Origin of the sequence: Terrimicrobium sacchariphilum, from assembly GCF_001613545.1 — a bacterium.
In the GTDB taxonomy this organism is placed as follows: Bacteria; Verrucomicrobiota; Verrucomicrobiia; order Chthoniobacterales; family Terrimicrobiaceae; genus Terrimicrobium; species Terrimicrobium sacchariphilum.
The window spans coordinates 235,977-260,798 of record NZ_BDCO01000003.1 but is presented as its reverse complement, the minus strand read 5'-3'; the positions used below and the strand labels follow the sequence as shown (position 1 = coordinate 260,798).

23 protein-coding genes are annotated in these 24,822 nt (G+C 57.9%); 7 read left to right on the top strand and 16 right to left on the bottom strand.

The window, feature by feature from the left end:
- Window positions 1–134: 134 nt before the first annotated feature.
- The 7 genes from TSACC_RS18915 to TSACC_RS18885 form a co-directional block, all read right to left on the bottom strand.
- Window positions 135–833 carry a type II secretion system protein gene (locus TSACC_RS18915; RefSeq protein ID WP_075081023.1) on the bottom strand — a complete coding sequence of 233 codons (699 nt, stop codon included), beginning with the start codon at window positions 831–833 and terminating at the stop codon, window positions 135–137.
- Between the two features lie 53 nt (window positions 834–886).
- Window positions 887–1,414, bottom strand: coding sequence for a hypothetical protein (locus tag TSACC_RS18910; protein WP_075081022.1), 528 nt, complete (start codon window positions 1,412–1,414; stop codon window positions 887–889).
- A 31-nt stretch (window positions 1,415–1,445) separates the two neighbouring features.
- Complete coding sequence (locus tag TSACC_RS18905; protein ID WP_169809706.1) at window positions 1,446–2,189, bottom strand: PEP-CTERM sorting domain-containing protein; 744 nt, start codon at window positions 2,187–2,189, stop codon at window positions 1,446–1,448.
- A 147-nt stretch (window positions 2,190–2,336) separates the two neighbouring features.
- On the bottom strand, window positions 2,337–4,868 hold the full coding sequence (locus TSACC_RS18900; protein ID WP_075081020.1) for an alpha-amylase family protein: 2,532 nt from the start codon (window positions 4,866–4,868) through the stop codon (window positions 2,337–2,339).
- A 13-nt stretch (window positions 4,869–4,881) separates the two neighbouring features.
- Window positions 4,882–5,664, bottom strand: a complete 783-nt coding sequence (locus TSACC_RS18895; protein WP_075081019.1) for an SDR family NAD(P)-dependent oxidoreductase — start codon at window positions 5,662–5,664, stop codon at window positions 4,882–4,884.
- Entirely contained in the window at window positions 5,661–6,509 is an 849-nt protein-coding gene (locus TSACC_RS18890) for an MBL fold metallo-hydrolase (protein WP_075081018.1), read from the bottom strand. The genes TSACC_RS18895 and TSACC_RS18890 overlap by 4 nt, the downstream gene beginning before the upstream one ends.
- 3 nt (window positions 6,510–6,512) lie before the next feature.
- Entirely contained in the window at window positions 6,513–8,858 is a 2,346-nt protein-coding gene (locus tag TSACC_RS18885) for a pyruvate dehydrogenase complex E1 component subunit beta (RefSeq protein WP_202816011.1), read from the bottom strand.
- Between the two features lie 203 nt (window positions 8,859–9,061).
- Between TSACC_RS18885 and TSACC_RS18880 the strand changes: the two genes are divergently transcribed.
- From TSACC_RS18880 to TSACC_RS18860, 5 genes are all read left to right on the top strand, one after another.
- Window positions 9,062–9,997, top strand: a complete 936-nt coding sequence (locus TSACC_RS18880) for an AraC family transcriptional regulator (protein WP_075081016.1) — start codon at window positions 9,062–9,064, stop codon at window positions 9,995–9,997.
- A 120-nt stretch (window positions 9,998–10,117) separates the two neighbouring features.
- Window positions 10,118–10,903 (top strand): SDR family NAD(P)-dependent oxidoreductase, encoded by a 786-nt coding sequence (locus TSACC_RS18875; RefSeq protein WP_075081015.1) that lies wholly within the window; start codon window positions 10,118–10,120, stop codon window positions 10,901–10,903.
- Window positions 10,863–11,876 (top strand): C-terminal binding protein, encoded by a 1,014-nt coding sequence (locus TSACC_RS22795; protein ID WP_084400669.1) that lies wholly within the window; start codon window positions 10,863–10,865, stop codon window positions 11,874–11,876. Before TSACC_RS18875 ends, TSACC_RS22795 begins: the two co-directional genes overlap by 41 nt.
- A 25-nt stretch (window positions 11,877–11,901) precedes the next feature.
- Complete coding sequence (locus TSACC_RS18865; protein WP_075081013.1) at window positions 11,902–12,720, top strand: fumarylacetoacetate hydrolase family protein; 819 nt, start codon at window positions 11,902–11,904, stop codon at window positions 12,718–12,720.
- A 65-nt stretch (window positions 12,721–12,785) separates the two neighbouring features.
- Window positions 12,786–14,741 (top strand): sodium:solute symporter family protein, encoded by a 1,956-nt coding sequence (locus tag TSACC_RS18860; protein WP_075081012.1) that lies wholly within the window; start codon window positions 12,786–12,788, stop codon window positions 14,739–14,741.
- An 82-nt stretch (window positions 14,742–14,823) separates the two neighbouring features.
- On the opposite strand, the gene TSACC_RS18855 is transcribed toward TSACC_RS18860, so the two are convergent.
- From TSACC_RS18855 to TSACC_RS18840, 4 genes are all read right to left on the bottom strand, one after another.
- Entirely contained in the window at window positions 14,824–15,573 is a 750-nt protein-coding gene (locus TSACC_RS18855) for an HpcH/HpaI aldolase family protein (protein ID WP_075081011.1), read from the bottom strand.
- The gene (locus TSACC_RS18850; protein ID WP_075081010.1) at window positions 15,570–16,661 is read right to left on the bottom strand and encodes an aminoglycoside phosphotransferase family protein; all 1,092 of its coding nucleotides are present in this window, start codon (window positions 16,659–16,661) and stop codon (window positions 15,570–15,572) included. The genes TSACC_RS18855 and TSACC_RS18850 overlap by 4 nt, the downstream gene beginning before the upstream one ends.
- A gap of 299 nt (window positions 16,662–16,960) precedes the next feature.
- Window positions 16,961–17,758: a helix-turn-helix transcriptional regulator gene (locus TSACC_RS18845; RefSeq protein ID WP_084400668.1), complete on the bottom strand. Its 798-nt coding sequence runs from the start codon at window positions 17,756–17,758 to the stop codon at window positions 16,961–16,963.
- A gap of 194 nt (window positions 17,759–17,952) precedes the next feature.
- Window positions 17,953–18,186, bottom strand: coding sequence for a hypothetical protein (locus TSACC_RS18840; protein ID WP_075081008.1), 234 nt, complete (start codon window positions 18,184–18,186; stop codon window positions 17,953–17,955).
- A gap of 269 nt (window positions 18,187–18,455) precedes the next feature.
- On the opposite strand from TSACC_RS18840, the gene TSACC_RS18835 reads away from it, so the two are divergent.
- A complete protein-coding gene (locus TSACC_RS18835) occupies window positions 18,456–18,782 on the top strand; it encodes a hypothetical protein (RefSeq protein WP_075081007.1) in 327 nt (108 codons plus the stop codon).
- Here the strand turns inward: TSACC_RS18835 and TSACC_RS18830 are convergent.
- From TSACC_RS18830 to TSACC_RS18810, 5 genes are all read right to left on the bottom strand, one after another.
- A complete protein-coding gene (locus TSACC_RS18830) occupies window positions 18,779–19,702 on the bottom strand; it encodes a ChuX/HutX family heme-like substrate-binding protein (protein WP_084400667.1) in 924 nt (307 codons plus the stop codon). The two genes, TSACC_RS18835 and TSACC_RS18830, sit on opposite strands and share 4 nt — an antisense overlap.
- A gap of 84 nt (window positions 19,703–19,786) precedes the next feature.
- Window positions 19,787–20,299 (bottom strand): ferritin, encoded by a 513-nt coding sequence (locus TSACC_RS18825; RefSeq protein ID WP_084400666.1) that lies wholly within the window; start codon window positions 20,297–20,299, stop codon window positions 19,787–19,789.
- Window positions 20,300–20,313: 14 nt separating this feature from the next.
- Window positions 20,314–20,757: a hypothetical protein gene (locus TSACC_RS18820; RefSeq protein WP_075081005.1), complete on the bottom strand. Its 444-nt coding sequence runs from the start codon at window positions 20,755–20,757 to the stop codon at window positions 20,314–20,316.
- The gene (locus TSACC_RS18815; protein WP_075081004.1) at window positions 20,754–21,206 is read right to left on the bottom strand and encodes a flavodoxin domain-containing protein; all 453 of its coding nucleotides are present in this window, start codon (window positions 21,204–21,206) and stop codon (window positions 20,754–20,756) included. Before TSACC_RS18815 ends, TSACC_RS18820 begins: the two co-directional genes overlap by 4 nt.
- Before the next feature lie 223 nt (window positions 21,207–21,429).
- Window positions 21,430–22,611, bottom strand: a complete 1,182-nt coding sequence (locus TSACC_RS18810; RefSeq protein ID WP_075081003.1) for a KamA family radical SAM protein — start codon at window positions 22,609–22,611, stop codon at window positions 21,430–21,432.
- 134 nt (window positions 22,612–22,745) lie between these two features.
- Here TSACC_RS18810 and TSACC_RS18805 point away from each other — a divergent pair, with 134 nt between their 5' ends.
- Complete coding sequence (locus TSACC_RS18805; protein WP_075081002.1) at window positions 22,746–24,707, top strand: phospho-sugar mutase; 1,962 nt, start codon at window positions 22,746–22,748, stop codon at window positions 24,705–24,707.
- Window positions 24,708–24,822: the final 115 nt, after the last annotated feature.

Sequence of the window (24,822 nt, the reverse complement as noted above, 5' to 3'; positions counted from 1 at the left end):
ACTCCCTACACTCGCGACAGGCTCGGCCAGTGCAGAGGAAACGAGAAGAATAAAGGATAAAAGGTAACGCATAATTCTTGGCAAGGACTGGGCGATAGGTCCATGGAAGCCTCGACCCTTCGGAAGAGATCCCGCTATTGCTGGCCCGTTCCGTTGCGGCTTAACGCCTCAAAATTCCACCCCGGCAGATTGAGAGTATCTTTCTTGGAGATCCATCCCGCACTCCCATCCAGCCGGATGCAGTTCAGGCCCTTCCCCTTGTGGTTTTCGTCCAGTCCGGACGCGGCGCTCCACCAAAGGCAGAAATCCACAATGGTGATGGTGCGCCCCGGAAAGGCCAGGAGGCTCGTTTTTTTGAGAGGGTTAGTCGATACATCCGTATTCATGAAGTAGCGGGTATATTGCAGTCCGCCTGGGCCCACCGGGGCGCGATACGCGGCGAGCATCTTTCTCTCTGTCGACGGACAGAGAAAAACCTCGGGAGTTTGCGATACGGAGGCGAGGTATTTATCCGGGTCGGGGATCAGGTAGGGAAGCAACTGGCCAAAGAGAATCAAGGATTGGCCGGCTCTCAATATTGCCGGACTATCGATGCCTGCCTCTCTGCCATCATAGGGGCCGAAGTTGTTGTTATCAGCCGCATACTGGGTAAGGGCTCCACCGAGCTGCTTGATATTTCCCAGGCATTTTGTCCGATTGGCCGATTCCTGAGCGGTCGAAGACGCGGAAAGAAGAACCGACGCAAGGATGGCGATGACGCCAAGAGAGACAAGAAGCTCAACGAGAGTAAATCCCGACTGTCGACGTGCTGGAGATGGAAAGACCCTGTGCATGCGGAGGGGAGTTGGCTGGAGGGGAAAATCTTCGCCCGCTTGCTCAAACGTTCCTATTTGGCAGGAGAAATTGCGAACAACCAGGCGGTCGAATCATTTCGAATGCCAACACCATCTTTCCCGACGATCATGAAGTCCAAGGTGTCACCTTTTGCGACCGTTGCCTGAATCGAAAACTGCTCGCTCTGGTTGGCATCCAGTTCCTTCGTCCACAATGGATGATCCATGTCGTAATTCCTGACGATGATCAGTGTGACGCCCGCCGCATCGAGGAAAAGCTCCCCCTTGCCCTCGATCTGCACCGACCCGCTTTCCGGGCAGGTCCATTCCCTGACGATATAAGCTTTCGTAGAAATGGGATGCATGCCGCCGATCCAGATACCGCCATCTCCGAGCGCCCATTTACGAGTTTCTTGCTGCCACTCGAGTTCCTGGGTCTTGTTCACGCCATCCCAGTAAAGATAGCGCCAACCATTCGCTCCCTGCTCCTGGGAAAAATCCGTTTGCGAGTCGGAATACAACTCGCTCGCCCCAGCAAGAGCGCTCGAAAGGACCACAAAAGCAAGGAACAGCGATTTCATAAGCATGGGGGAGTTTCTTCGATGCTGAAAACTAGGCCGGAAACTGCATACGCGCATGTCGATTCCGCAGAGAAATGCGACCAATGATCACCATCGCACCCAGACCGAGGAGCGCCCAGGTGGAAGGCTCGGGTACCGCCTCAAGCTGGATTCCATTCAGCACCCGGTACTGCACCGAGGTTGCCGTCTCCGCGATATTAATGTTGCCATTGATATCAGCAACGACGCTGAACAAAAGTGTATCCACTCCCAGCGTAAAATTGGCTCCAGCGGCGCCATTGAGCGTCTGCGTGGCACTGCCATTCACGGAGAATATCCCGCCCACCCCCTGGTGATCGGAGGAGGCGATGATGTAGAGGTTATAGGATCCGCCCGGGGTGAGTCCCGCGATCGTGAGGGTGGACGGAGTCGATTCTGCAATACTCGGGGAGGCGCCCATGTAGCTGCTCAAAATGCCGTTACCTGTGACAGATGGAATGATCGCGCCACTGAGGTCCCAGTTGGCAAGATTGGTAATCGAAACACCTGTCGCCGCGGAACCGTCCGAATAAACGAAACCTGTAGTGGGTGTAAGCGCGCTGCGATCATAGAGCGTCAAGTGATTCCAGACATCGCCCACCTGCCCGATTGCTGCCGCACCACTGTACGATTGATCACCATTGGGGGAACTATATATGCCGCCATTGAGCTGAAAATTGAGCAAAACCTGGGCATGCGAGCTAATGACCATCGAAAATACGAATGCCGCACACAATTTCGGAAGGGATAGTTTCATGTGGAGAGTGGGGGTAATGTTTCTGGGGAAGCTGTTGCCAACTTCATGGGAGATCATCTCATTTTCCGAAAAACGGACTACCTGAATTCCTACGAAAAGCCTCCATTTTTCCGGTGATGGAAAAGTCGCCCAGACAGATGAGGACGCCTAGTCCCAACCTTCGAGCGACGCTGCGGAGCCCACCACTTTCCTTGCTGGATAGCTCATCAACAATCTGCGGAGGAGCGCATAATGGCCCCGCTTTACAGCTTCCGAAATACGAGAGGAAATCGAAGAAAGCCCGGCCAAACACCTCCCTCCAGTTTGAAACTCCCGGATTCTCTCCAGCACAACAGTTGCTTCATTTCTCAGCGACTCGAGAATGTCCTGTGGAGGCTCGGCGGAAAAGCCTGTTATGTCCTGTGAAGGGCTGGTCGATAGTGATCTCAACTCATAGCCGCCCAGATCAATGACCAGTGTTTCCGAAGAAGAAACCTCCAACCCGCTGGCAAGATCGAAGACTGGCGCGCGTTCTCCACGCAGCGCGAGAGTGACCCGGACAGGATACCACTCACGATTAATGAGGTAAAAATACCTGCGCCCCCGATGAATGGTCGTACGGACGGCGACCGGATCAGTCGATTGCCCCACGGTGGCAAAGCGTACGCGCGGCAATGCGCGGTAGGCACGAGCAAAGTCCCTCACCTCATCGGAATGCGCCTTGTCGAGGAAGAGGCCTCCGCGGGTGATGCGGGTCGCATCATACTCCGCCACGGCATGAGCATACTGCTCGAGGAAATGTGGTGCAGGCGGAAACGCCGGAGAGATGCGCAATTCCGAGTCCCACCAGAAGCCGTCCTTTTCGTAGACAGAATTGATGCGAAAGGACTTCCCGCTTCGCTGATCGTAAGTCTCCGCGACTGCCGGAAGATTCGGATCTTCCACTTCATTAGCAAACCAAAGGTGCTTTCCCCAGGCCTCATGCCAGGCATTGAAAATAAAAACGCCCGGCTGGCGCTGGCTGCGCATCACAGCATTGGTCTCCTCGTCGAGAAAATCATGATCCCGGAACATGAAGAACTGCTCCAGCCTCGCTCCCGGTTGATTGGAGGGAGAGCGATCCCTGCCACCGCCTTCCGTCTGAAGGTCAAAATCGATGTTTGCCTCACCTTCAAAAAGCCGGATATCCAATCCGGCCTCTCTGTACAGTTGATGGGTGCAGGGCCGGGCGTAGAGCTGATGCTCGGCGCGACCAGCGCCCAGGACGGCGGGAACGTAGGGTTCACTCCAGAGATTCAAGGTGAGCCGCAGATCGGACCGCACGGAAGCAAACGTATCACGAAGTTCACAGATGAAGTCCCGGATCTTGCGGCAACGCCAGTCGATCCAGGCCTGACGGCATTGAAAAGTGAGGTACTGGTAGCGCTTCGAAAAGCGATGGCGATCCTGCGGCTCCACCGGCACAGCGATGCCGGTTTCCTTTTCAAACAGGCCCACGGTGAAATCATCGTATCCCGAGTGCAGAGAGCCGAACCATAGCATGGTCGGTGCCCACATCGTCACGGCAACACCCTTAAACGAGGAAAAGCTGCCATAGCGCTCGGCGATCTCGCGAAAGAACTCCCGGATGGATTTTTGAACTTCCGGATGCAGAGGGTTGAAGATCGGACCCGGGCGATACGGAGCACTCTCCTGGTAGGTATGCTCGGTGCTTTCCCCATAGGCCCAGGCAAAATCCGGTTTGAGGGAAATCGGGTCCGGACGTTTGAGAATGTCGGGAAAGTTGAGCGTATTGTAAACCGTCGTCCAATCCATTGTCCCTGCCTGCACGTGATCGTTCCAAAGCATGTTGTGCAGCGTGTCGCCGCCAGAGATGATTCGTTCGAGATCAGGGTCATACTTCCTCATCAAGGAGCTAAGTCTCAGCAATGTGAGCACACCTTGAAAATCGAGCCCCTCCCGTTCAAATCGCTCCAGCAGGGTTGCGGGCCAGTCAGGCGGGTCATCGGTCCACGCGATATACTGTCTGCGGTCCTCTGCCACAACGATGGAAAAAACGTCGCCACGTTCTACGTCCGAAGGATAGATCGGCCCGTGATACCATGCGATGGGATATGAGAGGAGATTCTGTCCGGTATGCTTTGCATAGGTCACGATGTGATCGAGCCATTCGGAAAATGTCCGGGCACCCTCGCTCGCTCCAGTGCCACAGCAATCCTCATATTGTATTCCCAACTCCCGATTATCCATCAGGTGTGAGATGGCAAGTGGCTGAAGCTCCCCCACCTCGTAAATCTCGATGCTCGCGACTGCGGCTGGTTCTCCATACCCCCAGGTGGTAAAACTCAGCGTACAATCCTTCCATCTGGGCCAGAATACCTGCTGCACCTCCTGCATTTTTCCGCTTAACGGAAAGGCGTGCCCGGTGATAACCCCGGTCGAAAGATCATACGACGTCCCGTCTCCGATCAGCATGAACCGGCGTTTGTCGTCGGGATACCGGATCACGGCGAGATGCGGCTGACCGACACCCTCCACCGCGAATCGATAGACAAATCTCGCAAGGGGTTCAGCGGTGGCTTCGCGGTAGGAACCAATGGGCGATTGCACAACGGAGGTCGACCCGTTCGCACAATAGGAGTCGGCTTCCCGGTCGACGCTACAGTCGATCCGGGCGATCAGTTTCTTCTTGGAGTACATGGAAGAGCGAAAATCAGATGTCGCGACGCACCAGGGATGCGCCACCGTCCACAAGGAAAGTGGTGCCGGTGATATAACGGGCATCGTCACTGGCCAGAAAAGCGAACGCTCCCGCCAGTTCCTCGGCGGAGCTCATGCGGCCGGCGGGAACAACCTGATCGCAGGCCTGCCGAAAGGCTGGGTCGCGATCATAAATCTCCCGGGTGAGACCAGCGTAGACCATGCCCGGAGCAACGACATTGCAGGAGATACCCTCCGAGGCTGCTTCCTGCGCTATGACTTTCATCAGCATTTCCTGTCCCGCCTTGCTTACGCAGTAACTTGCGGCATGGGGCCACGGCATTTGCTGGACCCAACTGCCGGTAAAGAGAATCACGCCTCGAAGGCCATGCCCGATTCTCGCATTCTTTCTCAATATACGGAGCCCGGCCTGGGCGATCAAAAAGCTTCCGGTAAGATTGACATCCAGGGTCCGCTGCCATTTTTCCGTCGTGATTTCGGCGAACGGCTGATTACTCACCGTCCCGGCATTGGAAATGATGACATCCAGCCCGCCAAACCACTCCACGGCAGCGGCAAATGCCTCGTCTACCGAGGCCGGGCTGGTTACATCGCAGGAAACGAAGTGCACCCGCCCCGGTATGAACTGATCCTCAAGGCTTTGGCATACTCCTCCATCGCGTAGGTCGGCCAGGACGATGGATGCACCCTCCTCGAGAAAACGTTGCGCAACAGCACGGCCGATGTCACCGCATCCACCGGAAATGAAAATCCGTTTGCCATTCAATCCTCTCATGATCGTTCTCCCTTGAGCGCCAGACCTCTCGGCCCGTTCTGTCGTTGGTAAAGCTGGATCTCACCGCGCGGCGGCTCGCAAAAAGCGTTAGGCATACCCGCTTGGACAAGGTTCGTCCGCAACAAGCGGGCGGGCAGCGAATTGTCCGGAAAGAGATCGTGATGGCACGGTATGACAGTGCGCGGACCGATTGCCCGGGCCAGCCTTGCCGCGTCAGCGGGCGAGAGATTACGAAAGGCGGGATTGATCACTGTAACCATGATATCCGGCCGGTAGGGCGCGACGCTCAAGGAAAGGATCTCATTATAGTCCGTGTCTCCAGTGAAGTAAATGCGGGGGCCATTTTGCACCTCGATGAGATAGCCCACATGGGTAAGATCATCTCCTCCAAGCGGGATGGCAAATGTCGCTTTCACAGCAAAGTCTCCGATCTCGACACAGTGATTTGGCCAGATCAGGCAAATATCCTTCGCCCCCAGGGCGCGGAGCCGGTCAGCTGCTTCATGAGGGGCGATGAATGGTCCGCGTCCGCCAGCGCGAAGGTAAGGCTGGATCGTCTCGGGATCAACGTGATCCTGATGGCTATGGGTGAACATCAAAGCGTCGCAGCCCGATAGCTCCTCTGGATTCAAAAGAGAGGGAAATCGACGTTCCATGTCGACACCGATGGAGCGCCCGATGGCCGCGCAGGAGTTGCTAAGATAGGGGTCCAGCGCGAGCACGACGCCGCCAGGGCTTTTGAGGAGAAACCCGGCCTGGCCGAGCCAGGCCAGCGCGATCTGGCCTCGCTTCACCTGGCAGGAATTCAGGGCGCAAGCGAGTTTCGAGGGGGATTTTTTCTTCATGGTCTATGCCACTACTCCGAGGGTCTCCCCCATCTTTACCACGGTTCCGACGGGAGCAAGAACCTGAATCAAGCGACCATTTCCCGGCGCTTCGATTTCCATCACGGCCTTGTCGGTTTCCACTTCGAGAAGACCCTCCCCAGCAACGACCACGTCACCCTGAGACTTGATCCATTTGACAACCCTGGCTTCGCTCACGGTGAGATCGCCATGCGGCATGAGAACAGGCATCCCCGGAAGTACTTTGTCAGTCGCAGGGATCCCGACGGACACCGACACGCTTTCCATGTTTGTGGCAACAGCTGATGAGAGGTTCTCTTTCCTGGTGAAGACACCCGACGTTTGAGGCCTGCGGATCAAAGGCGTTCTTCCTGCCATGAGATCCCGTACGGCCTCCACGATTTTCTCCGTGGAGGGAAGCACGGCATTCTCCAGTTTCGGGCTGAATGGATGAGAAACCGGCTCCAGATGGAGGCGGCCCACCGGGGCGTCGAGTTCGTCGAAAGCGGTCTCCCCGAGAGCCGCAGCGATTTCCGCACCGACCCCGCACATCGCATACCCTTCATCGACCACCAGTACCCGATGCGTTTTCTTCAGGCTGGCCGAGATTGCTTCAAGGTCGAGAGGCACGATTGTCCGCAGATCGATGACGTCGCAATGGACGCCGATAGCCTCCAGGCGGTTCGCCGCCTCCAGGGCCAGCTCGACCATACGCCCCGCAGCGACGATCGTCGCGTCGCAGCCAGAACGTCTGATGCTGGCTACGCCAAATGGCACGAGGTGCTCGCCGACAGGGACGTCTCCCTTGCTTGAAAAAAGAGCTTTCGGCTCGAGAAACAGCACAGGGTCCTCACTGCGCAGGGCGGTCTTCATCAGCCCCTTTGCATCAGCGGGGTTTGACGGCATGGCTACGATGAGCCCTGGAAAATGCGACCATGGTGCATGATAGGTTCCGCTGTGATGGGGGCCTGCGCTTTTGATCGCTCCGCAAGGAGCCCGTATCACCATGGGACAGGACATCTGCCCGTTACTCATGTAGCGAAGCTTGCTGGCCTGAAGCGGGATCTGTCCGCCGGTTTCGAAAAGAAAATCAACAAACATCAGGTCTGCGATCGTACGGCACCCGGTGGCGGATGCGCCCACTGCAGCCCCAGTGAAACCCAATTCGCAAATCGGAGTATCAACTACCCGATGACCTCCGAACTCCTGCCATAATCCTTTCGTATGCGCAAAGCTGCCCGCCCTTTCGCCGATACCCTCACCAAAATAGAGGATATGCGGATCGCGCCGCATTTCCTCCGCGATACCGTCCCTCACGGCATCGAGCCAGCCTTGGGTGACCCGCGATTCCGAGGAACGTTCCATCGATGGAGCCTGGAATGTCCGGGCCGACCAGACGTGATCAGAGAAAGTCTCCGGCAGAGGCTCGGGAGAAACTCTCGCAAATTCCAGTCCAGACTCCACCTGTTCCTGAACGGCGAGGTCGATAGCATCAAGCTCGGCCAGGGTGGCGATTTGCATCTCCTCGGATAAGCGATGGCGGAAGCGAAGGATCGGGCACCGCATCTTCCAGCCATCCAGCTCCTCCTGTGTACGGTAGGTGCCAACAAGGGGATCCCCCTCGTGGTGTCCGACGAACCGATATGTCCTGGCTTCGATCAGCGTCGGGCCTCCGCCATTACGCGCCCTCAGCACGGCGTCCCGCCCCATTTCCCATACGGCCAGCACATCGTTTCCATCCACGCTCACGCCGGTTATTCCATAGGCGGCGGCTTTGCTGGCGATGTCCGTGTTGCGCGTCGCCATATGAAGTGGCGTCGCCGTCGCATACAGGTTGTTTTCACAGACAAAAACCACCCCCGCCCCCTGAGCCCCGGCAAAATTCAGGCTCTCGTGAAACGCTCCATGATTGACTGCTCCGTCCCCGAAAAACGCTACTCCCACGCCATCTGTGCCGCGGATGCGCGCGCTCAGAGCCGCGCCAACAGCATGAGGAATTCCCGCCCCGACAATTCCATTCGTCCCAAAAACCCCGTGGTCTGGATCGTAAAGATGCATGCTGCCACCCCGGCCACCACAGCACCCTGTCGACCTTGCAAATAACTCAGCGAACAACGACTTGACCGGCATCCCCTTGGCCAGGGCATGGCCATGGCCGCGATGCGTACTGGTGATCCAATCATCGTTTCTAAGGTGGGCACACAATCCCACGGCGACAGCCTCCTGCCCCACATACAGATGGATGAAGCCTGGCATCTCACCCTTTTTGTAGGCGGCCTGAGCAGCCAGCTCGGATTGTCGCAGCAGGACCATCCGCTCGTAGAGACGCAGGAGATCCTCCCGATTCATTCCGGCTGGAATACCGATATCTCCCGGAGTGGAGTGACCGCTTGGATGTTTGCCTGGGGTGCGGACTGCCATAGAAAGAGCGAACGCTAAGACATCCCAGCGGATTTAACCTTCTGTTTTCACCCGGTTTTCCTTCACTTTCCCCACGAGGAGTAAAATCCAGTTGACCATCCCCGGTGGTCGGGGCGTCAATATGGCACCCCATGCGTCGCTCCCAAAAAGAAGATCGCTCGCTCGATGATCTGGCGTGGCTCGGCGAGGTGCGTGATGTCCACCATCCGATCAACCCCTCCCAACCTCTTATCGTCCGGTCAAAAATCGTTCACTCTGGAGCCTCCCGCTTCCAGCCGACCGTCCCACACCCGGAGCAGCATCCGTATTGCGAGCTAGGCATCGTTCTCGAGGGCAAGATCATCCAGTTTGTGGGATCGGAAAAGCTCGAGCGTTTACCGGGAAGCATCCTGCTCATGGGGCCGGGTGTCCCCCACTACGCCTTGCACTTCAACTACCCCCACCGTTCGATTACTGTTCATTTCCTGCCCATCCTTTTGCTCGAAATGGGGCCGCGAGGCGACGGCGCCCGCATGCTTTCACGTTTCACTTCCAGCCAAAGCATCAACGAGGCAGTCCTGCGTCTTCCTCCCGCTTTCCGCAAGGAGATCATCGAAATGTTTGAGACGATGGCTCGGGAGTACGACGAAAAGCAGATCGGATCGGAACTGAGATTGCGCGCCCTGCTCATGGAAATTCTCGTCCGCATCCTTCGCTGGGAGGATTCGGATCGAAATAGCCCGCGCTCCTTGCCCGATCAGCCAAACTGGATCCAGATTGAAAAAGCTCTCAGGTTTATTCAGGAAAACTACTCAGAGCCGCTTTATGTGGAACAGATCGCCAAGGCCTCAGGGCTGAGTGTGAACCGACTGCAATCGATTTTTCGCGATACGGTCGGCATGAGCTGCGTACATTATCTGCGCGCCTACCGCATTTCGCAGGCAAAGGCACTCCTTTGCGTGCCGGAAATGCGCGTCACTGAAGTGGCCCTGGCCGTCGGCTTTGACACGCTGAGTCATTTCAATACATCGTTTCGAAATCTCATTGGCATGTCGCCGACGGAATTCGCCCAATCCCAGCGAAAATAGAAGGATTTCCATCGAAAACAGGTAGAGGGGAAAAGGGCTTCCGGGGGACAAGTAACACATGTCCCCTAACCCTGCCCAGCCTCCCTCTTCCGGGACGATCCATCAGGTCCGTTTCCTCTGATGAATGTCGACCTGAAAGAGAAAGTCGCGCTGGTCACAGGAGGAGCACGCGGCATCGGCCTTGCCACGGCGCGCCTGCTCGCGGCCAATGGAGCGAGCGTCGTGTTGTCCGACCTGGACGAGGATGAGGCGATACAGGCAGTGATGCAGATACCGAACGCACGACCGCTGCGGATGGATGTCTCCAACCAGCAGGAAGTCGAGTCTGGGATCGATTGGATCAGCTCTCACTACGGGCATATCGACATCCTGGTAAATAACGCAGGACTCAACACTCTCAATCATCGGGTCACGATCGACCGTTTCCCCTCCGAAGAGTGGGACAACATTATGAACGTGGATTTGCGAGGACTCTTTCTCGTCAGCCGATGCGCCACCGCACTGATGCTGCAAAATGGAGGAGGGCGTGTGATCAATATCGCCTCGGTCCTCGGCGTCGTGCCGGCAAGATTGCAGTGCGCCTTCACCGCTGCCAAGGCAGGCGTGATCAACCTGACCCGAGCCATGGCCATCGAGCTCGCGCCGCGAGGAATCCTGGTGAACTGCGTGGCACCCGGCTCGACATTGACGAAGGCGACGGAAGCGCTCTTCTATGGAGAAAATGGTGTGATGCGGGAGAATGCCCAACGCATGCTCTCCCACGTGCCCGTAGGCCGGGTCGGAACGCCCGACGAAATCGCCAACGTCATCGTCTTTCTCGCAGCTCCCGAGAGCAGCTACATCACAGGCCAGACGCTTTGCGTCGATGGCGGCTGGTCCGCGGGCGGCTTCATGCGGGACTTCTAGGACCTCATTTCGTCCATCAATGAACGTCTTCATCACCGATCACGGATTCCCCCATGTCGACCGCGAGCGTGAAATCATCACGCAGACCGGAGCAAAGCTTCATGTCGCGCAATGCAAAACCGCGGAGGATGTCATAGCAGAGTGTGGGGAAGCCGACGCTCTGCTGGTTCAATGGGCGCCAGTCACCAGCGAAGTCGTCGCCCACCTCAATCAATGCCGGATCATCGTTCGCTACGGCATCGGGGTCGACAACATTGATCTCCAGGCGGCCACTGCAAGAAACATCCCGGTTTGCAATGTTCCCGACTACTGCATTGATGAGGTCTCGGACCATTCGCTCGCACTCGCCCTCTCCTTGACCCGGCGACTTCCGCAGACCGATGCCCTCGTCCGGCAAGGGACCTGGAAAATCACCCCACCCACCTCCTTTCCCGCTTTCCGGGATACCGTATTTGCCACCGCTGGCTTTGGCCGTATCGCCAGGGCAGTGCTCGAAAGGGCGAGAGGATTCGGCTTTCAACTCGCTGCTTATGATCCTCTGGTTCCAACGGAGAAGTTCGCCGCGCTGGGAGTGAAGCAGCTTCAATTGGAGGAGCTTTTTCAAGAAGCTGGGATTCTCTCCCTTCATCTTCCCCTTACGACCCAAACAAGGCACTTCATCGATCGAACCAGGCTGAGCCGGATGCGAAACGATGCTGTATTGGTCAATACAGCACGCGGCGGATTGATAGATACCGAGGCTCTGACCGAAGCACTTGCTCAGGGAGGTATCGCAGGGGCCGGTCTGGACGTATTCGAGACAGAACCATTGCTGGGAGATCATCCTCTTCGAGATGTTCCAAATACGATCCTGACTTCCCATACTGCCTGGTACAGCGGAGGCAGCGTACCGGAGCTCCAGCGTAAAGCAGCTGAGGAGATCGTGCGGGGTCTTGCCGGCCTGGCGCTTTCGCACCCCGTCAACCGCGTCTAGCTGGAGCCCGATCGGCAGAAGATCTATGAAAATCATCCGATACGAAGATCGCAACGGCGGAATCTCTCATGGAGCGCTGGAACGCGACGGCAGAGTGCGTCAAATCCATGGCAATCTTTTCGGATCATTCCAACTCTCTGAAACGCTCTCGATACCAGGAAAATTCCTTGCCCCACTCATTCCCACCGAAATCCTTTGCATCGGATTGAACTACAAGCGTCACGCTGCGGAGAGCGGGATGGCGATTCCGGATTATCCAGTGCTTTTCGTCAAAGGCGTCAACTCCCTTCAAAATCCAGGCGACCCCATCGAGATTCCAGCAACCCTTCCCAGCGATGAAGTGGATTATGAATGCGAGTTGGCAATCGTTATGGGAAAGCGCTGCAAAAATGTCCCGCGCGACTGTGCCATGGATTATGTCCTGGGATATACCTGCGCCAATGATGTCAGCGCGCGGGACTGGCAGATCAGAAAGGGCGGAGGCCAGTGGTGTCGCGGCAAAACCTTTGACACCTTCTGCCCATTGGGTCCGGCGATCGTCACTCGTGACGAGATCAGGGATCCGAATGCACTACGCATTTGCACACTTCTGAATGGGGAAACCGTGCAGGATTGGAATACCGCAGACATGATCTTCGATGTCCCGGCGCTGATCGAGTTCTTGAGCGGCAGCACAACCTTGCTGCCAGGGACTGTGATATTGACAGGCACACCTCATGGAGTCGGTATGGCGGCAAAGCCGCCGCGCTGGCTCAAGCCTGGCGATGTGGTGACTGTCGACATCGAGGGCATAGGCGCTTTGACGAACCCGGTGGTACCGGAGAGTCGTCCGTTTCAGGGATAATATTTGCCAAGGTTCCGCTCGAGCAATATCGTCCGGCTCGCTGGTATATATCCCATTTCGCCCCCATGCATCTTATTGATTGGCTGTTGATTTCCTTGCCCCTTCTCGGCCTTCTCGCGGTAGCGCTCTACACCCGGACTTATCTCAAGGGAGTAGCGGACTTTCTCTCCGGTGGACGCATGGCGGGAAGGTATCTCCTCGCAGTGGCCAAAGGGGAGCAGGGCGTCGGGGCGGTGGTATTTGTCGCGATGTTCGAGATGATATCCAAGTCAGGCTTCGTCCTCACCTGGTGGGGATGGCTGAGCGTGCCTGTGACGCTCATCGTGGCGATCAGCGGCTGGGTGATCTATCGCTTTCGTGAGACCAGAGCGCTGACACTGGCTCAGTTCTTTGAGATTCGCTACAGCAAGCGCTTCCGCCTCTTTACTGGCTTCCTGGGATTCGCCGCAGGCATTGCCAATTTTGGCATCATCCCGGTCGTGGGAGCGCGGTTCATGACGTATTTTCTTGGTCTTCCGCCCACTGTACATCTCTTTGGCTGGGAGGTGGCGACCTATATTCCGCTGATGGCACTGCTGCTGAGCATTAGCCTTGCGCTCACGCTTTCCGGCGGCCTCATCACACTAATGGTGACAAACTGTCTGGAGGGCATGGTGTCGATGGTGCTCTTTCTCATCATCATCGCGTTTCTCTTCACGATGTTCAGCTGGTCGGAAATCTCGACGGTGCTGGAAAATCGTCCTGCTGGCGAGTCGCTGCTCAACCCCTTCGATTCCATGGGGTTGAAGGATTTCAACATCTGGTATGTGTTGATGGGTTTGTTCGGAGCAGTATACCGCACCATGGCCTGGCAAAACCAGGGTGCCTATACGACGGCGGCAGTGACTCCGCATGAGTCCCGCATGGGCGGGGTGATGGCCAACTGGAAGGGCCTGGGCAACTCCGCCATCATTACGCTGCTCGCCGTCTGCGCGATGACGTATCTGGCGCATCCCGACTTCACGGCGCAGGCCGCCGCAGTAAAACAGCAGGTGGCCGAGATCGGCCAGCCCCAGCTTCAGGAGCAGATGACGATTCCCATCGCAGTCGTGCACATGCTACCCGAGGGTATCAAAGGGCTGCTATGCATCATCCTGCTCATGGGCATCTTCGGCGGAGATGGAACGCACCTGCTCTCCTGGGGCAGTCTGTTCATTCAAGACGTCATCCTTCCCCTGCGCAAGAAGCCGTTCACGCCAAAGCAGCATATTCGCCTCCTGCGCTGCGCGATGATCGGCGTCGCTGTCTTTGCCTTCTGTTTCGGCTGTCTCTTCAAGCAAACCGAGTATGTAATGATGTGGTGGGCGGTTACCGAGGCTCTCTACGTCGGCGGAGCCGGCGTCGCGATCATCGGCGGCCTATATTGGAAAAAAGGCACGACGGCTGGAGCTTGGGCGGGACTATTGACGGGCTCTGGCCTCGTCACCAGTGGCATCCTGGCCCGCCAGATCTGGGGCGACGCCTTTCCGATCAACGGCGCACAGATCGGCTTCTTTGGCGCGATCTCGGCTTGCATCGTTTATGCCGTCGTTTCGCTGCTCACCTGCAGGAAGGATTTTGACATGGACCGCATGCTGCATCGCGGGAAGTATGCCGTGAAATCCGAGCAAGCCTACGAGACAGTATCCACCAGGCGCGTCACATGGGGAAGGCTCATCGGATTCGATGAGCATTTCACTCTTGGTGACAAGTTCCTTGCCGGAGGCCTTTTCGGCTGGAGCATGCTGTGGTTTGGGGTGCTCGTCATCGGGTCGATCTGGAACCTCATCGCTCCGTGGCCCATCGCGGTATGGTCGCACTTCTGGTTCGTCGTCGGTATCGGCATCCCGGTCTTCTTTGCCTTCGTCACGGCGATCTGGTTCACCTGGGGCGGCATCCGCGACATGCGGCTCTTTTTCTCCCGGCTACGGCAGGAGCGTCCCAATGCGGAGGACAACGGCATGGTGGTCAATCACCACAATCTCGATGATCCAGCCAACTAGCCCTCTCGTCGCAGCCGCCCTTCGATTCCAATCGACGGTTTCTCTGAAATCCTTTTAACGCACGAGAAACAAGCCGGAGTCCTTAGAGCAGATTTCGCGCCTCGACGGTGCATTCGTAGCCTTTGCGCAAGAGTCCGATATCGGAATCCAACGCAAAAACACGATAGCCGATCGCTTTCAAGTGGGGAATGTCCTTGAGGTTGCGAGCGAGAATTCCGGCGGCCTTGCCGTGCTCCCGGGCAGCGCATGCGACACGGAGCAGGCTTGCCTCATAACGATCAGCCGCCCCCCGAACGGCAAGGTCGTGCGTGAGATCCGCCGGACCGACAAAGAGCACATCGACCCCATCGACCGCGGCGATCTCCTCCACATGGTTCACCCCGGCCAGGTTCTCGATCTGAGCCATGACAACGCATCGGTAGGAAGCAGCATCCTCCGGGATGCGCCGACCGTACCCGTACGCCCGGACCGTACGGGAGTACCCGCGCTCTCCATGAGGTGTATACCTAGTCGCGCTCACGAGTGCACGCGCCTCGTCCGGTGAGGAAATATGCGGGACCATCACTCCATGCGCCCCCCGGTCGAGCATGCGGGCGATGAGCGCTGGATCAAGCTTCGGAACGCGAACGATGGGCGACGTCGCGGGATGCCGGACAGCCTGGAGATTCCCCAATACCGCTGCCTCCGTAAAACCTCCATGCTCAAGGTCTATAAGCAGCCAGTCGAAACCGAACTCCGATGCCATTTCGGTGACAACAGGATCGCCCAGAGAAATCCACGTTCCAAGCGCGGAAGGGCCGGCTTCCAGGAGTGATGCGAGCGGTGTTTTCATAGATGGCCAGGGTCGATATCGTTGCGCAGTCCGTTCACCGCCTCTTGAATGCGCTGGAGGGTGAACGACCGGAGATCCTGCCCGTTGGCTCCCGGCCCGATCAGGAAGAAGTCAGCCTTACGGTCGAAGTAACCCGCGCCGACGCGAATTACCGCCTTCACGAGCATGTTGCGCAGCAGGTGCAGCCAGAATCGCCGCCGGTATTCTGTAGGAAGTGGCCTCACGGCCGAGTAACCATCCAAGGCGCCTCGTATTACAGATCCGCCATAAAAACAGGCCAGTAGCGAGATGTCATCGAGCGGGTCCCCGGAGATCGCGTCATCCCAATCGATCACGGCAAGAATCTCCGTGGTCGTACCCAGAATGTTCCAAAGGGCGAGATCCTTGTGAACGAGACATCCTTCCTCGAGGTAAAGGAGTTTCTCATGCTCCTGGACCTCGGCCAGTATCTCACGCACGCAGCCTGATGTCAGGAACTCCTTGTCTGCCAGAAAGGAAAGATGACGTTCCAGGTTGAGGTAAAAGTACGCGGGATAGTCTGAATGCAAGCCCTGCAATGCACAGGTCCGGCGAGCCTCCGATGCATCCAAGGGACCGAAACCCGTCGGAGCGATTCCTTGCCAGCATGCAACGAGCTCACCGATCTTCCCGGCAAGCTGTTCCAGGGGAAGCCTGCCCGCCTTGAGGAGCTGATTGAGGTCGGGAGCCTGAATGCGCTCCAGGACCTGCCAGGCAAAGGACGTTTGTTCGCGGCTCGTGTCGGACCCGAGGTGAAGCGGAGCAGGTATCTGCCGGGCGCGAATTTCATCGAGAATGACTGCCTCAACATCGAAGTAATCATCGTGTTCCGGCCCATCCTCGACACGAATAAAGGCCGGGGTCGCCCCCATCTCCGCAAGATAGGTACGATGATTCCCCTGTCCTCCGGCAGACCTCACGCAGATACCGTCGTCACCAAACCGATTCCGCAGAGATCGCTCCAACTGAGCAGCCATGGTGAGTTCTCCTCCGGCTGCAGCTCCATCCGTGCCATGAAATGCGGCGGGCCGATCGCATTTCCAATAATAGATACCAGTTCGTGTGCTCATGAGTGTATCAGGGCACGAAGCTACTCCCGGATTTCAATTTCGACGGGTGCCTCCGACAAGAAGTCCAGACAGGCCCCCGATCCCGGCAGGCCTACAGGCGTGGGCGCGATAATCCAAACAGGATATAGGTAGGCAAACGTGTCTCCGGTCGTGTTCATTCAAAGAGAACCCGCAACTGACACTCAGTGCGAGTTCTCATCCAATATTGATGCGCAAGCAAAAGGGCACAACTCACAATGCCCCCTCTTGGTCTCATTGCGCCTAGCCGGACAAGCGATTGCTCGTTTTAGGATACTTTATTAGTGGAACTTTCCAGGCGTCACGCCATGATAAGCACGAAAGTCCCGAACAAAATGCGACGCATTCCGATATCCGACCTGCCGGGCCACTGCTGATACCGACCTGGCGCAACCCGCGATCAACTCGGCAGCCCTCTCCATACGGATCTGACGGAGCCATGCATACGGAGCTTTCCCGAACTGCGCACGGAATAGACGGGTCAGGTGGCTCGGACTGACAAAACAAATGTTTTCCGCCATCCACTTGACATCGATGCTGCTTGCATAGTGCGTGGAAAGAAACGAGGCCGCCCGATCGACGGCGGTTCCCTCAATCGGGAGCGCATCCTGAGCCATCGCGACGCGATACCACCCCGCCTCGAGATGGTGGTGAGTCGCGCCTGCTGCCGCGTCGTCATCGTCGGAGTTCCAGGCGTCAACGAGGTACTCATGCTCCCGATAAAGAGCCATAAGGCTCGGCCAGTTGGTAAACTTTACCTGAAGGATCCATGCGTCGAGCTCCTCGGAAACCAGATTCCAGGAACGCACGAGAGCTGCCAGCCCAGGGGTCTCGATCACGATGCGATGGAGAGCCATGTCTTCGAGATGAAACCGCTCATAGTCACCACGCATCGCCGCAGATCTCAATTGTCGCATTTGCACCTCCAAAGCCTGAAAGATCCGAACCCGATCGGGACTTCGCCGCAATCGGACAACGGCGAACGCCTCGAGATCCGAGCGCAGCCGGCAAAGCTCGCGAAGATCAGCCGTCGCCGACACGGAACTACGCGCTTTCGTCACTTGCCGACTATCTCCCATGACATCACTGGAAACAAAGATAATCGCTTAACCAAAAAATCCTCCCACAAACATTAGCAACCTTCAGAGACCCGCGATGGCTCTCGTGCGAGTTCCGGGAACTGCTCGAGGTATTGCGGCAAGAACTCCGATCAACCCGTCATGGCCACGCCCTCAATCACCCGAAACTCCTCGAAGTCACAAAACTCTCGCAGCTAGGCCTTGACCGCGTACTGGAAAAAGGCCGCCACGAGTGCAAGGCCCAACAGCACAAAGACCCAGAGGAAGCTCGCGAGAAAAAAGTTCTTCTTGCTCGGCTTCGTATGGGAAGACAGCGCCCAATAGACAGCCATTATCAGATTGAGGACGGGAATGGAGAGAATCAGCAGTGTCCAAAACCAATCCGAGGTACTCACCTCGTCCTGACTACGATTCGGGGGGGTGCTCATAGCGATGGCCCATATCCTAGCAAAATCTGGGGACGAGTATTAGCGGAAAATGCAACCGATTGACCTGCGTCGAGAAAGAATGCCTCCGATCACCGCTCTCGTCGTTGATTATGAGGATCTTGCCTCCAAGAAGAATCTTTCGTGGTTTCGCTGTTTACCTGCTCGGCACGAGGATGCACAAGGATCGATGAGGCATAAAGATCCACCATGGCGATGGTCCGTTCTCGACGAACAGCCGGAGCACCGATAAAGGGTCTTTCTTTCGACTCATGAACCCCGGAAAACGCCCCTTTCGCTGGAATCTCACACTCACCGTGGCCTATGCCTGTGTGTTTCTGGTTTGCGCGATTTCCATGCACATCGCCAACCTTACCGCGCTGCCATTCGGCTTTTATGCGGTCGTCGCCTCCATGCCCTGGAGCTTCATCGCCGCGCTGGCGACGCAGTCCTACGCACCAGGCGCCTTGGATTCAGATCTCGTCGGGAATACGATCATCTATGGCTCCGGGTTGCTGAACACCATTCTGATCTACAGCATTTCCACCTTCGTGCAGAATCGGCTTCGCCGGAACCGCCTTAAGCGCGAGGAAAGCTAACGCGGGCAGACCGCCGCGTTGAGGAGCGAACCCCACTCTGCGAGGAGGTCGGGCTCTGGTGGAGCGACCGCAAGGCAGAGTTCACCGCGATCGTCGAAGCATTTCAGCACCGATACCGGCGGATGATCCTGCAACTCGGAGAGATGGTGGACCACCAGACTCCCGAAGGTCTCGGGGTCATAGTGCAACCCTGTCGTATCATCGCTGCAAAACATCCAGCCATTGGATGGCACCAGCCGTTGCGGGATCATGGTTGCAGCCTGGACCACGCCTTCATTTCCCGTCATGAGGCGGATGGGAAACCTTCTTTTCCGCGCCTCCAGTAGAAGCAGCGAAAGGGAGTTTTCCTGCACTTCTTCGGCCTCCTCGATTCCGAACCAGTGACGCTGCTGGACCCTCCGCCAGCGATGAGCGAGCGCGGCCATGGGGGATTCATCCGGCCTCGATAATCCCTGATGAAATTCGGTCCATATGAGCACCTGCTCCATGTCGGAGGCATTCGTCGTGCAGACCTTGTGCAGCACATCGCCACGTCCATCGAGGAACTCTACATAGTATGCAAAATGTTCGCCACGCTCCTCGACCACCAGTCGAGCCGAATGGAATGGGGGAAAGTCCATATCGAAGGCATCCTCCGGGCTTCGCGCGTGAATGAAATCGTGGGAAAATCGCAGTTCCGGATATTCCCGGGTCTGGCCGAGGACAGCGCTGCCGTTCCGGGTTATTACCAGCACCTCACCCCAGGCTTTCAAACCGTAAAGCATTTGGGGCCACTGATCATGTAGAGAAACCTCCATGCGCGCCCCTCGCACGCGGATGTGCGTCGGCGAGACCGCCTTCATTAACTGGCGGTTGATTTCACAACACCCCTCAAGACGCGAGGCGGCAGGACGGTGAAGCGGGAAGCGGTCCGATGACATAGGCTTAAAGTTCGAGCATTTCCGGGGAGGTATCCATGGCGGCAGCCCTGTATGTTCCCTCTGCCGCCATGGATGGTGGTGAGATTACTTGGTGTCGGGAGAAGCGGCGACGGCAGGGATCGCCTTCTCATCGAGCTCCAGCAGCGCGACCGGGTGGCCGGCGGCCAGTTCGACATAGCCGAGAAAATCCTGCGCCGTCTTTTCCTCCTCGACCTGCTCGTCGAGGAACCACTTCAGGAACGAGAGCGTTTCAAAGTCCTCATCCTTCTGTGCCTGAGAGTAGATCTTGCGGATCTGCGAGCTGACCAGACGCTCCTGCTCAAGAGCCGCCTTGGCCGCGCTCACGACAGACTCGTATTCGAAGGGAGGCTCCGGCACGGCGAGCACTTTGATGCGAGCGTCACGGTCCGCCAGATACGTATAGAACCGCATGGCGTGTCCATGTTCTTCGAGAGCGGCGGCATGGTACTTGGCGGCGAAGCCCTTGAAAGGCGTCGTTTCGTACCATCCCGACATCGCGAGGTAAATGGCGTGGGAATAGAGTTCGTTTCGAATCTGCTCATTGAGCAGGTCGACCAGGGTTTGGCTGCTGATCATAAGTTAAGTAGGGGTTACGCTGCCCGTCGTAGCCCAAGCCCGACAGAGGCGCAAATCGTTTCCTCCCAGGTTTCGATGAGCGCGGAATCCGAAGTCGCCGCCACCACGTGGCGCGCGAGACGATTCGCTCCATTTTGCGCCAGGGATGAGTCAATATCACAACCAGCCTCTCCCTGCCCAAGAGACAAGACCGAGAACCGGAGGCGCGATAGACTGCTTCGGTCCAGAGAGCCTGCGAAGTCGACAAAGTCGAGCACCTCATCCATTACGCGGGGCTGCGTCTCGTCCACACAAACCAGCAGCGTGCGCTCGGTCAATACATGACTCGCGAGATAGCGGGAAAAACCCGCCACGGTCACGTCGTACCCGTTGCTGAACAACCCCGCCGCGAGGTCAAAAGCTACGCTCATTGCGGCATCACCCTCTTCCGTGTAGAGAACCACGATGCTGCGATTCATACCGCCCCGGCTTTCTCCGCCAGCAGCGGAATGAGCTGATCCGCCCAGGGCGGGAGCTTCACATCCTGATCGAGGTCGCATTCCTCCGTCGCGAGAATCCGCTCGGCTCCCAGCCTTCCGAGCTGAGCGTCGATGTCCCGGCCAAACTTGCAGAACTCATCGTAGCATTTATCGCCGAGAGCGAAGACGGCGTATTTCAGACCTGGCAGCGAGCCCTCGGCCAGAGTTTGCAGCCCCGCATAAAAAGGAATTGCGTCGTCTGGAGGCTCTCCATCGCCAAAGGTGCTTACGACAAAGAGAGCAACCTGCTCCTCCGCCAGCTTTCCGGCCTGGTAATCGTAGAGGGTCTTGGTGCGAGCGGTGAGACCGCCCTCAGTCAGATGCTTGAGGAGGTTCTCGGCGCTCTCCTCGGCATTTCCCGTCTGGGTTGCGAAGAATATCGTGATCATAAAATCTCAGTCATGGAGTTCCTTCGTGTCCATGCAGAGATGCACCACTCCCGCCTGTGCCAGAAATGACAGCGAGCGAGGATCGGCCCGGATGATCGCGGGTGTTGCGGCGGCTTCGGTGCTCATGGATGACGAATGTGCACAATCCATGCCCTAAACCGCCCAACTCCGCTGCCGGAGGCTTGCGTTAGTTTAGCCCCACCTTGCGATAGGGTTCACTTTGTTAGCGAAACAGCTCGACCTCGCGATGACTGACGACCGGAAGCCCGGCCTCGGGGTACTCAAAGATCTTCCCCTCGTAGTTGCGGATCACGACCTTTTCCTGGTCGTGGTAGAGCACGTAGGAGGGATTGATCGGCACCTTGCCGCCGCCGCCGGGAGCGTCGATGACAAACTGCGGCACCGCATACCCCGTGGTAAACCCGCGCAGCGCCTCGATGATCTCGACGCCCTTCGCCACCGACGAGCGCAGATGCGAGGAACCCTGGATAAGATCGCACTGGTAAAGGTAATACGGTCGCACGCGGCAGAGCAGGAGCTTGTGCACCAGCTCGCGCATGGTCTCCACATCATCATTCACCCCGGCGAGGAAGACGCTCTGATTGCCCAGCGGGATGCCATGATCAACGAGACGCCCCAGCGCCTCGCGCACCTCGGTGGTCAACTCGCGCGGGTGATTCACATGCACGCTCATCCAGAGCGGATGGTATTTCTGGAGCATCTTGCAAAGCTCCGGCGTGATGCGCTGCGGGAGAAAGATCGGCACACGCGTGCCGATGCGGACAAACTCGATATGCGGGATGGCACGTACCCGGCTGAGCAGGCGTTCCAGCTTTTCATCCGAGAGCAAAAGCGCGTCGCCGCCGGAGAAGAGCACGTCACGCACCTCGGTGTGTTTCTCGAGATAGGCAAAGGCTTCGTCAAAGTCGGTGTGCAATTCCTGATCCCCCGCCCCACTGACCACCCGGCTGCGCGTGCAGTAGCGGCAATACGAGGCGCAGCGGTCGGTCACGAGGAAGAGGACGCGATCCGGGTAGCGGTGGACGAGTCCAGGCACCGGCATGTGGCTGTCCTCGCCGCAGGGATCAGCCATTTCCCATGGAGCGGTATACCCTTCCTCCATGCGCGGGATGACCTGGCGGCGGATCGGGCAATCCGGATTATCCGGCTCGATCAGGTTGAAAAAGTGAGGCGTGATGGCGAGCGAGAGCTTGTTGCCCGCGAGCAGAACCCCTGCGCGTTCCTCGGTCGTGAGCGGGATCAGCTCTTCCAGACGGGCCAGAGTCGTTACGCGGTTTTTTAACTGCCATTTCCAGTCATTCCACTGTTCAGGCGCCACATCAGGCCAGTGACCGGGCGCATGGGAGACAAACCGCGCGTCCGAGGGTCGGATTGGGTGAGACATTTTCTGTGCGGTAAAGGCTAGGCGGCTCGTGTTCATTGTCAACAGGGCCGTGACCTCATCCTGCCCTCAGGGAGCGAAAGATATTCGACGCCTCGACAATTGGGAGCCATGCTGGTAGGCAAGACCTCCCTGCAATGAGCGAGCTTACCACCACGATTGCTGCCGCGGCTGCGGCCGGAAAAATTCTCGAGTCTTCAGCCCAGAACATCCAGGCCCTGCTCAGCAAGAGCACGTCGCCTCTCGACCAGGCTGTCATCCAGGAGCTGGTCGACACGGAAAACTGGAAGGAGCTGGATAACAGGTTCTTCCGTACGCTCGCCTTCGGCACCGGCGGCCTCCGAGGCAAGACCATCGGCGCAACCCTGACCAAGGCCGAGGCAGGTTCGCCCCAGCCGCTCGACCGCCCGGAGTTCCCCTGTGTGGGAACCAACGCGATGAACTACTACAACATCAGTCGCGCCACCCAGGGTCTGGTCGCCTATGTGAAGGAGCATTTCGCCCGCAGCGGTCGTGAGGGCAAGCCCTCCATCTGTATCAGCCACGACACCCGCTATTTCTCCCGCGAATTCGCCGAACTCGCCGCCAAGGTGATGGTGGAAAACGGCGTGGACGCCTATCTCTTCGAGGGGCCCCGCTCAACTCCCGAGCTATCTTTCGCCGTTCGCTACACGAATTCCCAGGCCGGCATCAACATCACGGCAAGCCACAACCCGCCACAGTACAACGGCTACAAGGTGTACTTTGAGGACGGCTGCCAGGTTACCGAGCCGCATGCCTCCGCGATCATCGACAAGGTCAACGCCGTCGAGAGCGACAACTACGCTCCCGTCCCGGCCGCCGAGCAGGGCAAGGTCATTCCGATGGGCGAGGAAGTCGATGAGGCCTACATGGCCCGCCTCGAGAAACTCCCGCTCAATCCCGAGCTCATCCGCAAGGAGAATTCCCTCAAGGTGGTCTACACCCCGCTGCACGGCGTGGGCGGCGTCATCATCAAGCCGATGCTCCAGCGCCTCGGCTTCCAGTTTCTCACCGTCGAGTCGCAGGAGGTGCCGGATGGCCGCTTCCCGACCGTCAAGTCGCCCAACCCCGAGAACGCCGAAGCCCTCAGCCTCGCGGTGAAGCTCGCCGAGGAAACCGGCTCCGATCTCGTCATCGCGACCGATCCCGACGACGACCGCATGGGCATCGCAGTCCGCAATGACGAAGGCAAGATGGTCCTCCTCACCGGCAACCAGATCGGCTCGCTCATGGCGTGGTATCGCGCCTCGCAGCACTTTGCCCTCGGCATCCTGACCAAGGAAAACGCCTCGCGCGGCGTCATCATCAAGACCTTCGTCACCACGGACTTGCAAAAGGCGATCGCCGAGAAATTCGGCCTCCGTACCGTCGAGACGCTCACCGGGTTCAAGTACATCGGCGAGAAGCTCGGCAAGTACGAGGAACAGATTCCCGCCGAGCTCCGCCAGGAATACCGCCAGCTCTCCGAGGACGCCACCCGAGACCTCCGCATCAAATACTCCTCGCTCTACGTTTTCGGCGGCGAGGAAAGCTACGGCTACAGCGGGTCCGACTTCGTCCGCGACAAGGACGGCAACTCCGCCGCCGTGATGATCGCCGAGGTCGCCGCCTATGCGAAGTCGCAGGGTCTCACCCTCGTCGGCCTCCTCGACAATATCTACCGCGAGTACGGCTATTACCTCGAGCGTGGCGAATCCCTCACGATGGAAGGTGCGGAAGGCGCCGCCCAGATCAAGAAGCTCGTCGACTCCTACGCCGCCAACCCGCCGACCACCCTCGACGGAGCCGCAGTGGTTTCCGTGCAGAACTTCGCCACGGAGGAAATCTACGACAGCGAGGGCGTCCGCATCCCCGCCGAGGCCATGCTCATGATCACGCTCGCCGACAACCGCCGCATCGCGGTGCGTCCGTCCGGCACCGAGCCCAAGATCAAGTACTACATGTTCGCCGCGCAGAAGCCTGCCGAAGGTCAAACCTTTACCGCCGAGGAGCTTGCCGCGATCAAGACCAAGGTCGCCGCGTCCATCCAGAGCCTGTGGGAGACCCTCAAGGCCGACGCCGACGCCCGCTTGAAGTAACCTCGGTCGCCACAATTCCCGGTATTTTCTCCTTGCTTTCGCGCAGGGTGCGACTAGCGTGTCCACCCTTGCGCTGAAATAACGCGCCGTTGGTCCTGCGGCAGGCATCTTCGAT

Excerpts from the sequence above, each read along its gene's own strand:
- TSACC_RS18915 (WP_075081023.1), bottom strand. The coding sequence starts at position 833 with ATGCACAGGGTCTTTCCATCTCCAGCACGTCGACAGTCGGGATTTACT.
- TSACC_RS18910 (WP_075081022.1), bottom strand. The coding sequence starts at position 1,414 with ATGAAATCGCTGTTCCTTGCTTTTGTGGTCCTTTCGAGCGCTCTTGCT.
- TSACC_RS18905 (WP_169809706.1), bottom strand. The coding sequence starts at position 2,189 with ATGAAACTATCCCTTCCGAAATTGTGTGCGGCATTCGTATTTTCGATG.
- TSACC_RS18900 (WP_075081020.1), bottom strand. The coding sequence starts at position 4,868 with ATGTACTCCAAGAAGAAACTGATCGCCCGGATCGACTGTAGCGTCGAC.
- TSACC_RS18895 (WP_075081019.1), bottom strand. The coding sequence starts at position 5,664 with ATGAGAGGATTGAATGGCAAACGGATTTTCATTTCCGGTGGATGCGGT.
- TSACC_RS18890 (WP_075081018.1), bottom strand. The coding sequence starts at position 6,509 with ATGAAGAAAAAATCCCCCTCGAAACTCGCTTGCGCCCTGAATTCCTGC.
- TSACC_RS18885 (WP_202816011.1), bottom strand. The coding sequence starts at position 8,858 with ATGAATCGGGAGGATCTCCTGCGTCTCTACGAGCGGATGGTCCTGCTG.
- TSACC_RS18880 (WP_075081016.1), top strand. The coding sequence starts at position 9,062 with ATGCGTCGCTCCCAAAAAGAAGATCGCTCGCTCGATGATCTGGCGTGG.
- TSACC_RS18875 (WP_075081015.1), top strand. The coding sequence starts at position 10,118 with ATGAATGTCGACCTGAAAGAGAAAGTCGCGCTGGTCACAGGAGGAGCA.
- TSACC_RS22795 (WP_084400669.1), top strand. The coding sequence starts at position 10,863 with ATGGCGGCTGGTCCGCGGGCGGCTTCATGCGGGACTTCTAGGACCTCA.
- TSACC_RS18865 (WP_075081013.1), top strand. The coding sequence starts at position 11,902 with ATGAAAATCATCCGATACGAAGATCGCAACGGCGGAATCTCTCATGGA.
- TSACC_RS18860 (WP_075081012.1), top strand. The coding sequence starts at position 12,786 with ATGCATCTTATTGATTGGCTGTTGATTTCCTTGCCCCTTCTCGGCCTT.
- TSACC_RS18855 (WP_075081011.1), bottom strand. The coding sequence starts at position 15,573 with ATGAAAACACCGCTCGCATCACTCCTGGAAGCCGGCCCTTCCGCGCTT.
- TSACC_RS18850 (WP_075081010.1), bottom strand. The coding sequence starts at position 16,661 with ATGAGCACACGAACTGGTATCTATTATTGGAAATGCGATCGGCCCGCC.
- TSACC_RS18845 (WP_084400668.1), bottom strand. The coding sequence starts at position 17,758 with ATGGGAGATAGTCGGCAAGTGACGAAAGCGCGTAGTTCCGTGTCGGCG.
- TSACC_RS18840 (WP_075081008.1), bottom strand. The coding sequence starts at position 18,186 with ATGAGCACCCCCCCGAATCGTAGTCAGGACGAGGTGAGTACCTCGGAT.
- TSACC_RS18835 (WP_075081007.1), top strand. The coding sequence starts at position 18,456 with ATGAACCCCGGAAAACGCCCCTTTCGCTGGAATCTCACACTCACCGTG.
- TSACC_RS18830 (WP_084400667.1), bottom strand. The coding sequence starts at position 19,702 with ATGTCATCGGACCGCTTCCCGCTTCACCGTCCTGCCGCCTCGCGTCTT.
- TSACC_RS18825 (WP_084400666.1), bottom strand. The coding sequence starts at position 20,299 with ATGATCAGCAGCCAAACCCTGGTCGACCTGCTCAATGAGCAGATTCGA.
- TSACC_RS18820 (WP_075081005.1), bottom strand. The coding sequence starts at position 20,757 with ATGAATCGCAGCATCGTGGTTCTCTACACGGAAGAGGGTGATGCCGCA.
- TSACC_RS18815 (WP_075081004.1), bottom strand. The coding sequence starts at position 21,206 with ATGATCACGATATTCTTCGCAACCCAGACGGGAAATGCCGAGGAGAGC.
- TSACC_RS18810 (WP_075081003.1), bottom strand. The coding sequence starts at position 22,611 with ATGTCTCACCCAATCCGACCCTCGGACGCGCGGTTTGTCTCCCATGCG.
- TSACC_RS18805 (WP_075081002.1), top strand. The coding sequence starts at position 22,746 with ATGAGCGAGCTTACCACCACGATTGCTGCCGCGGCTGCGGCCGGAAAA.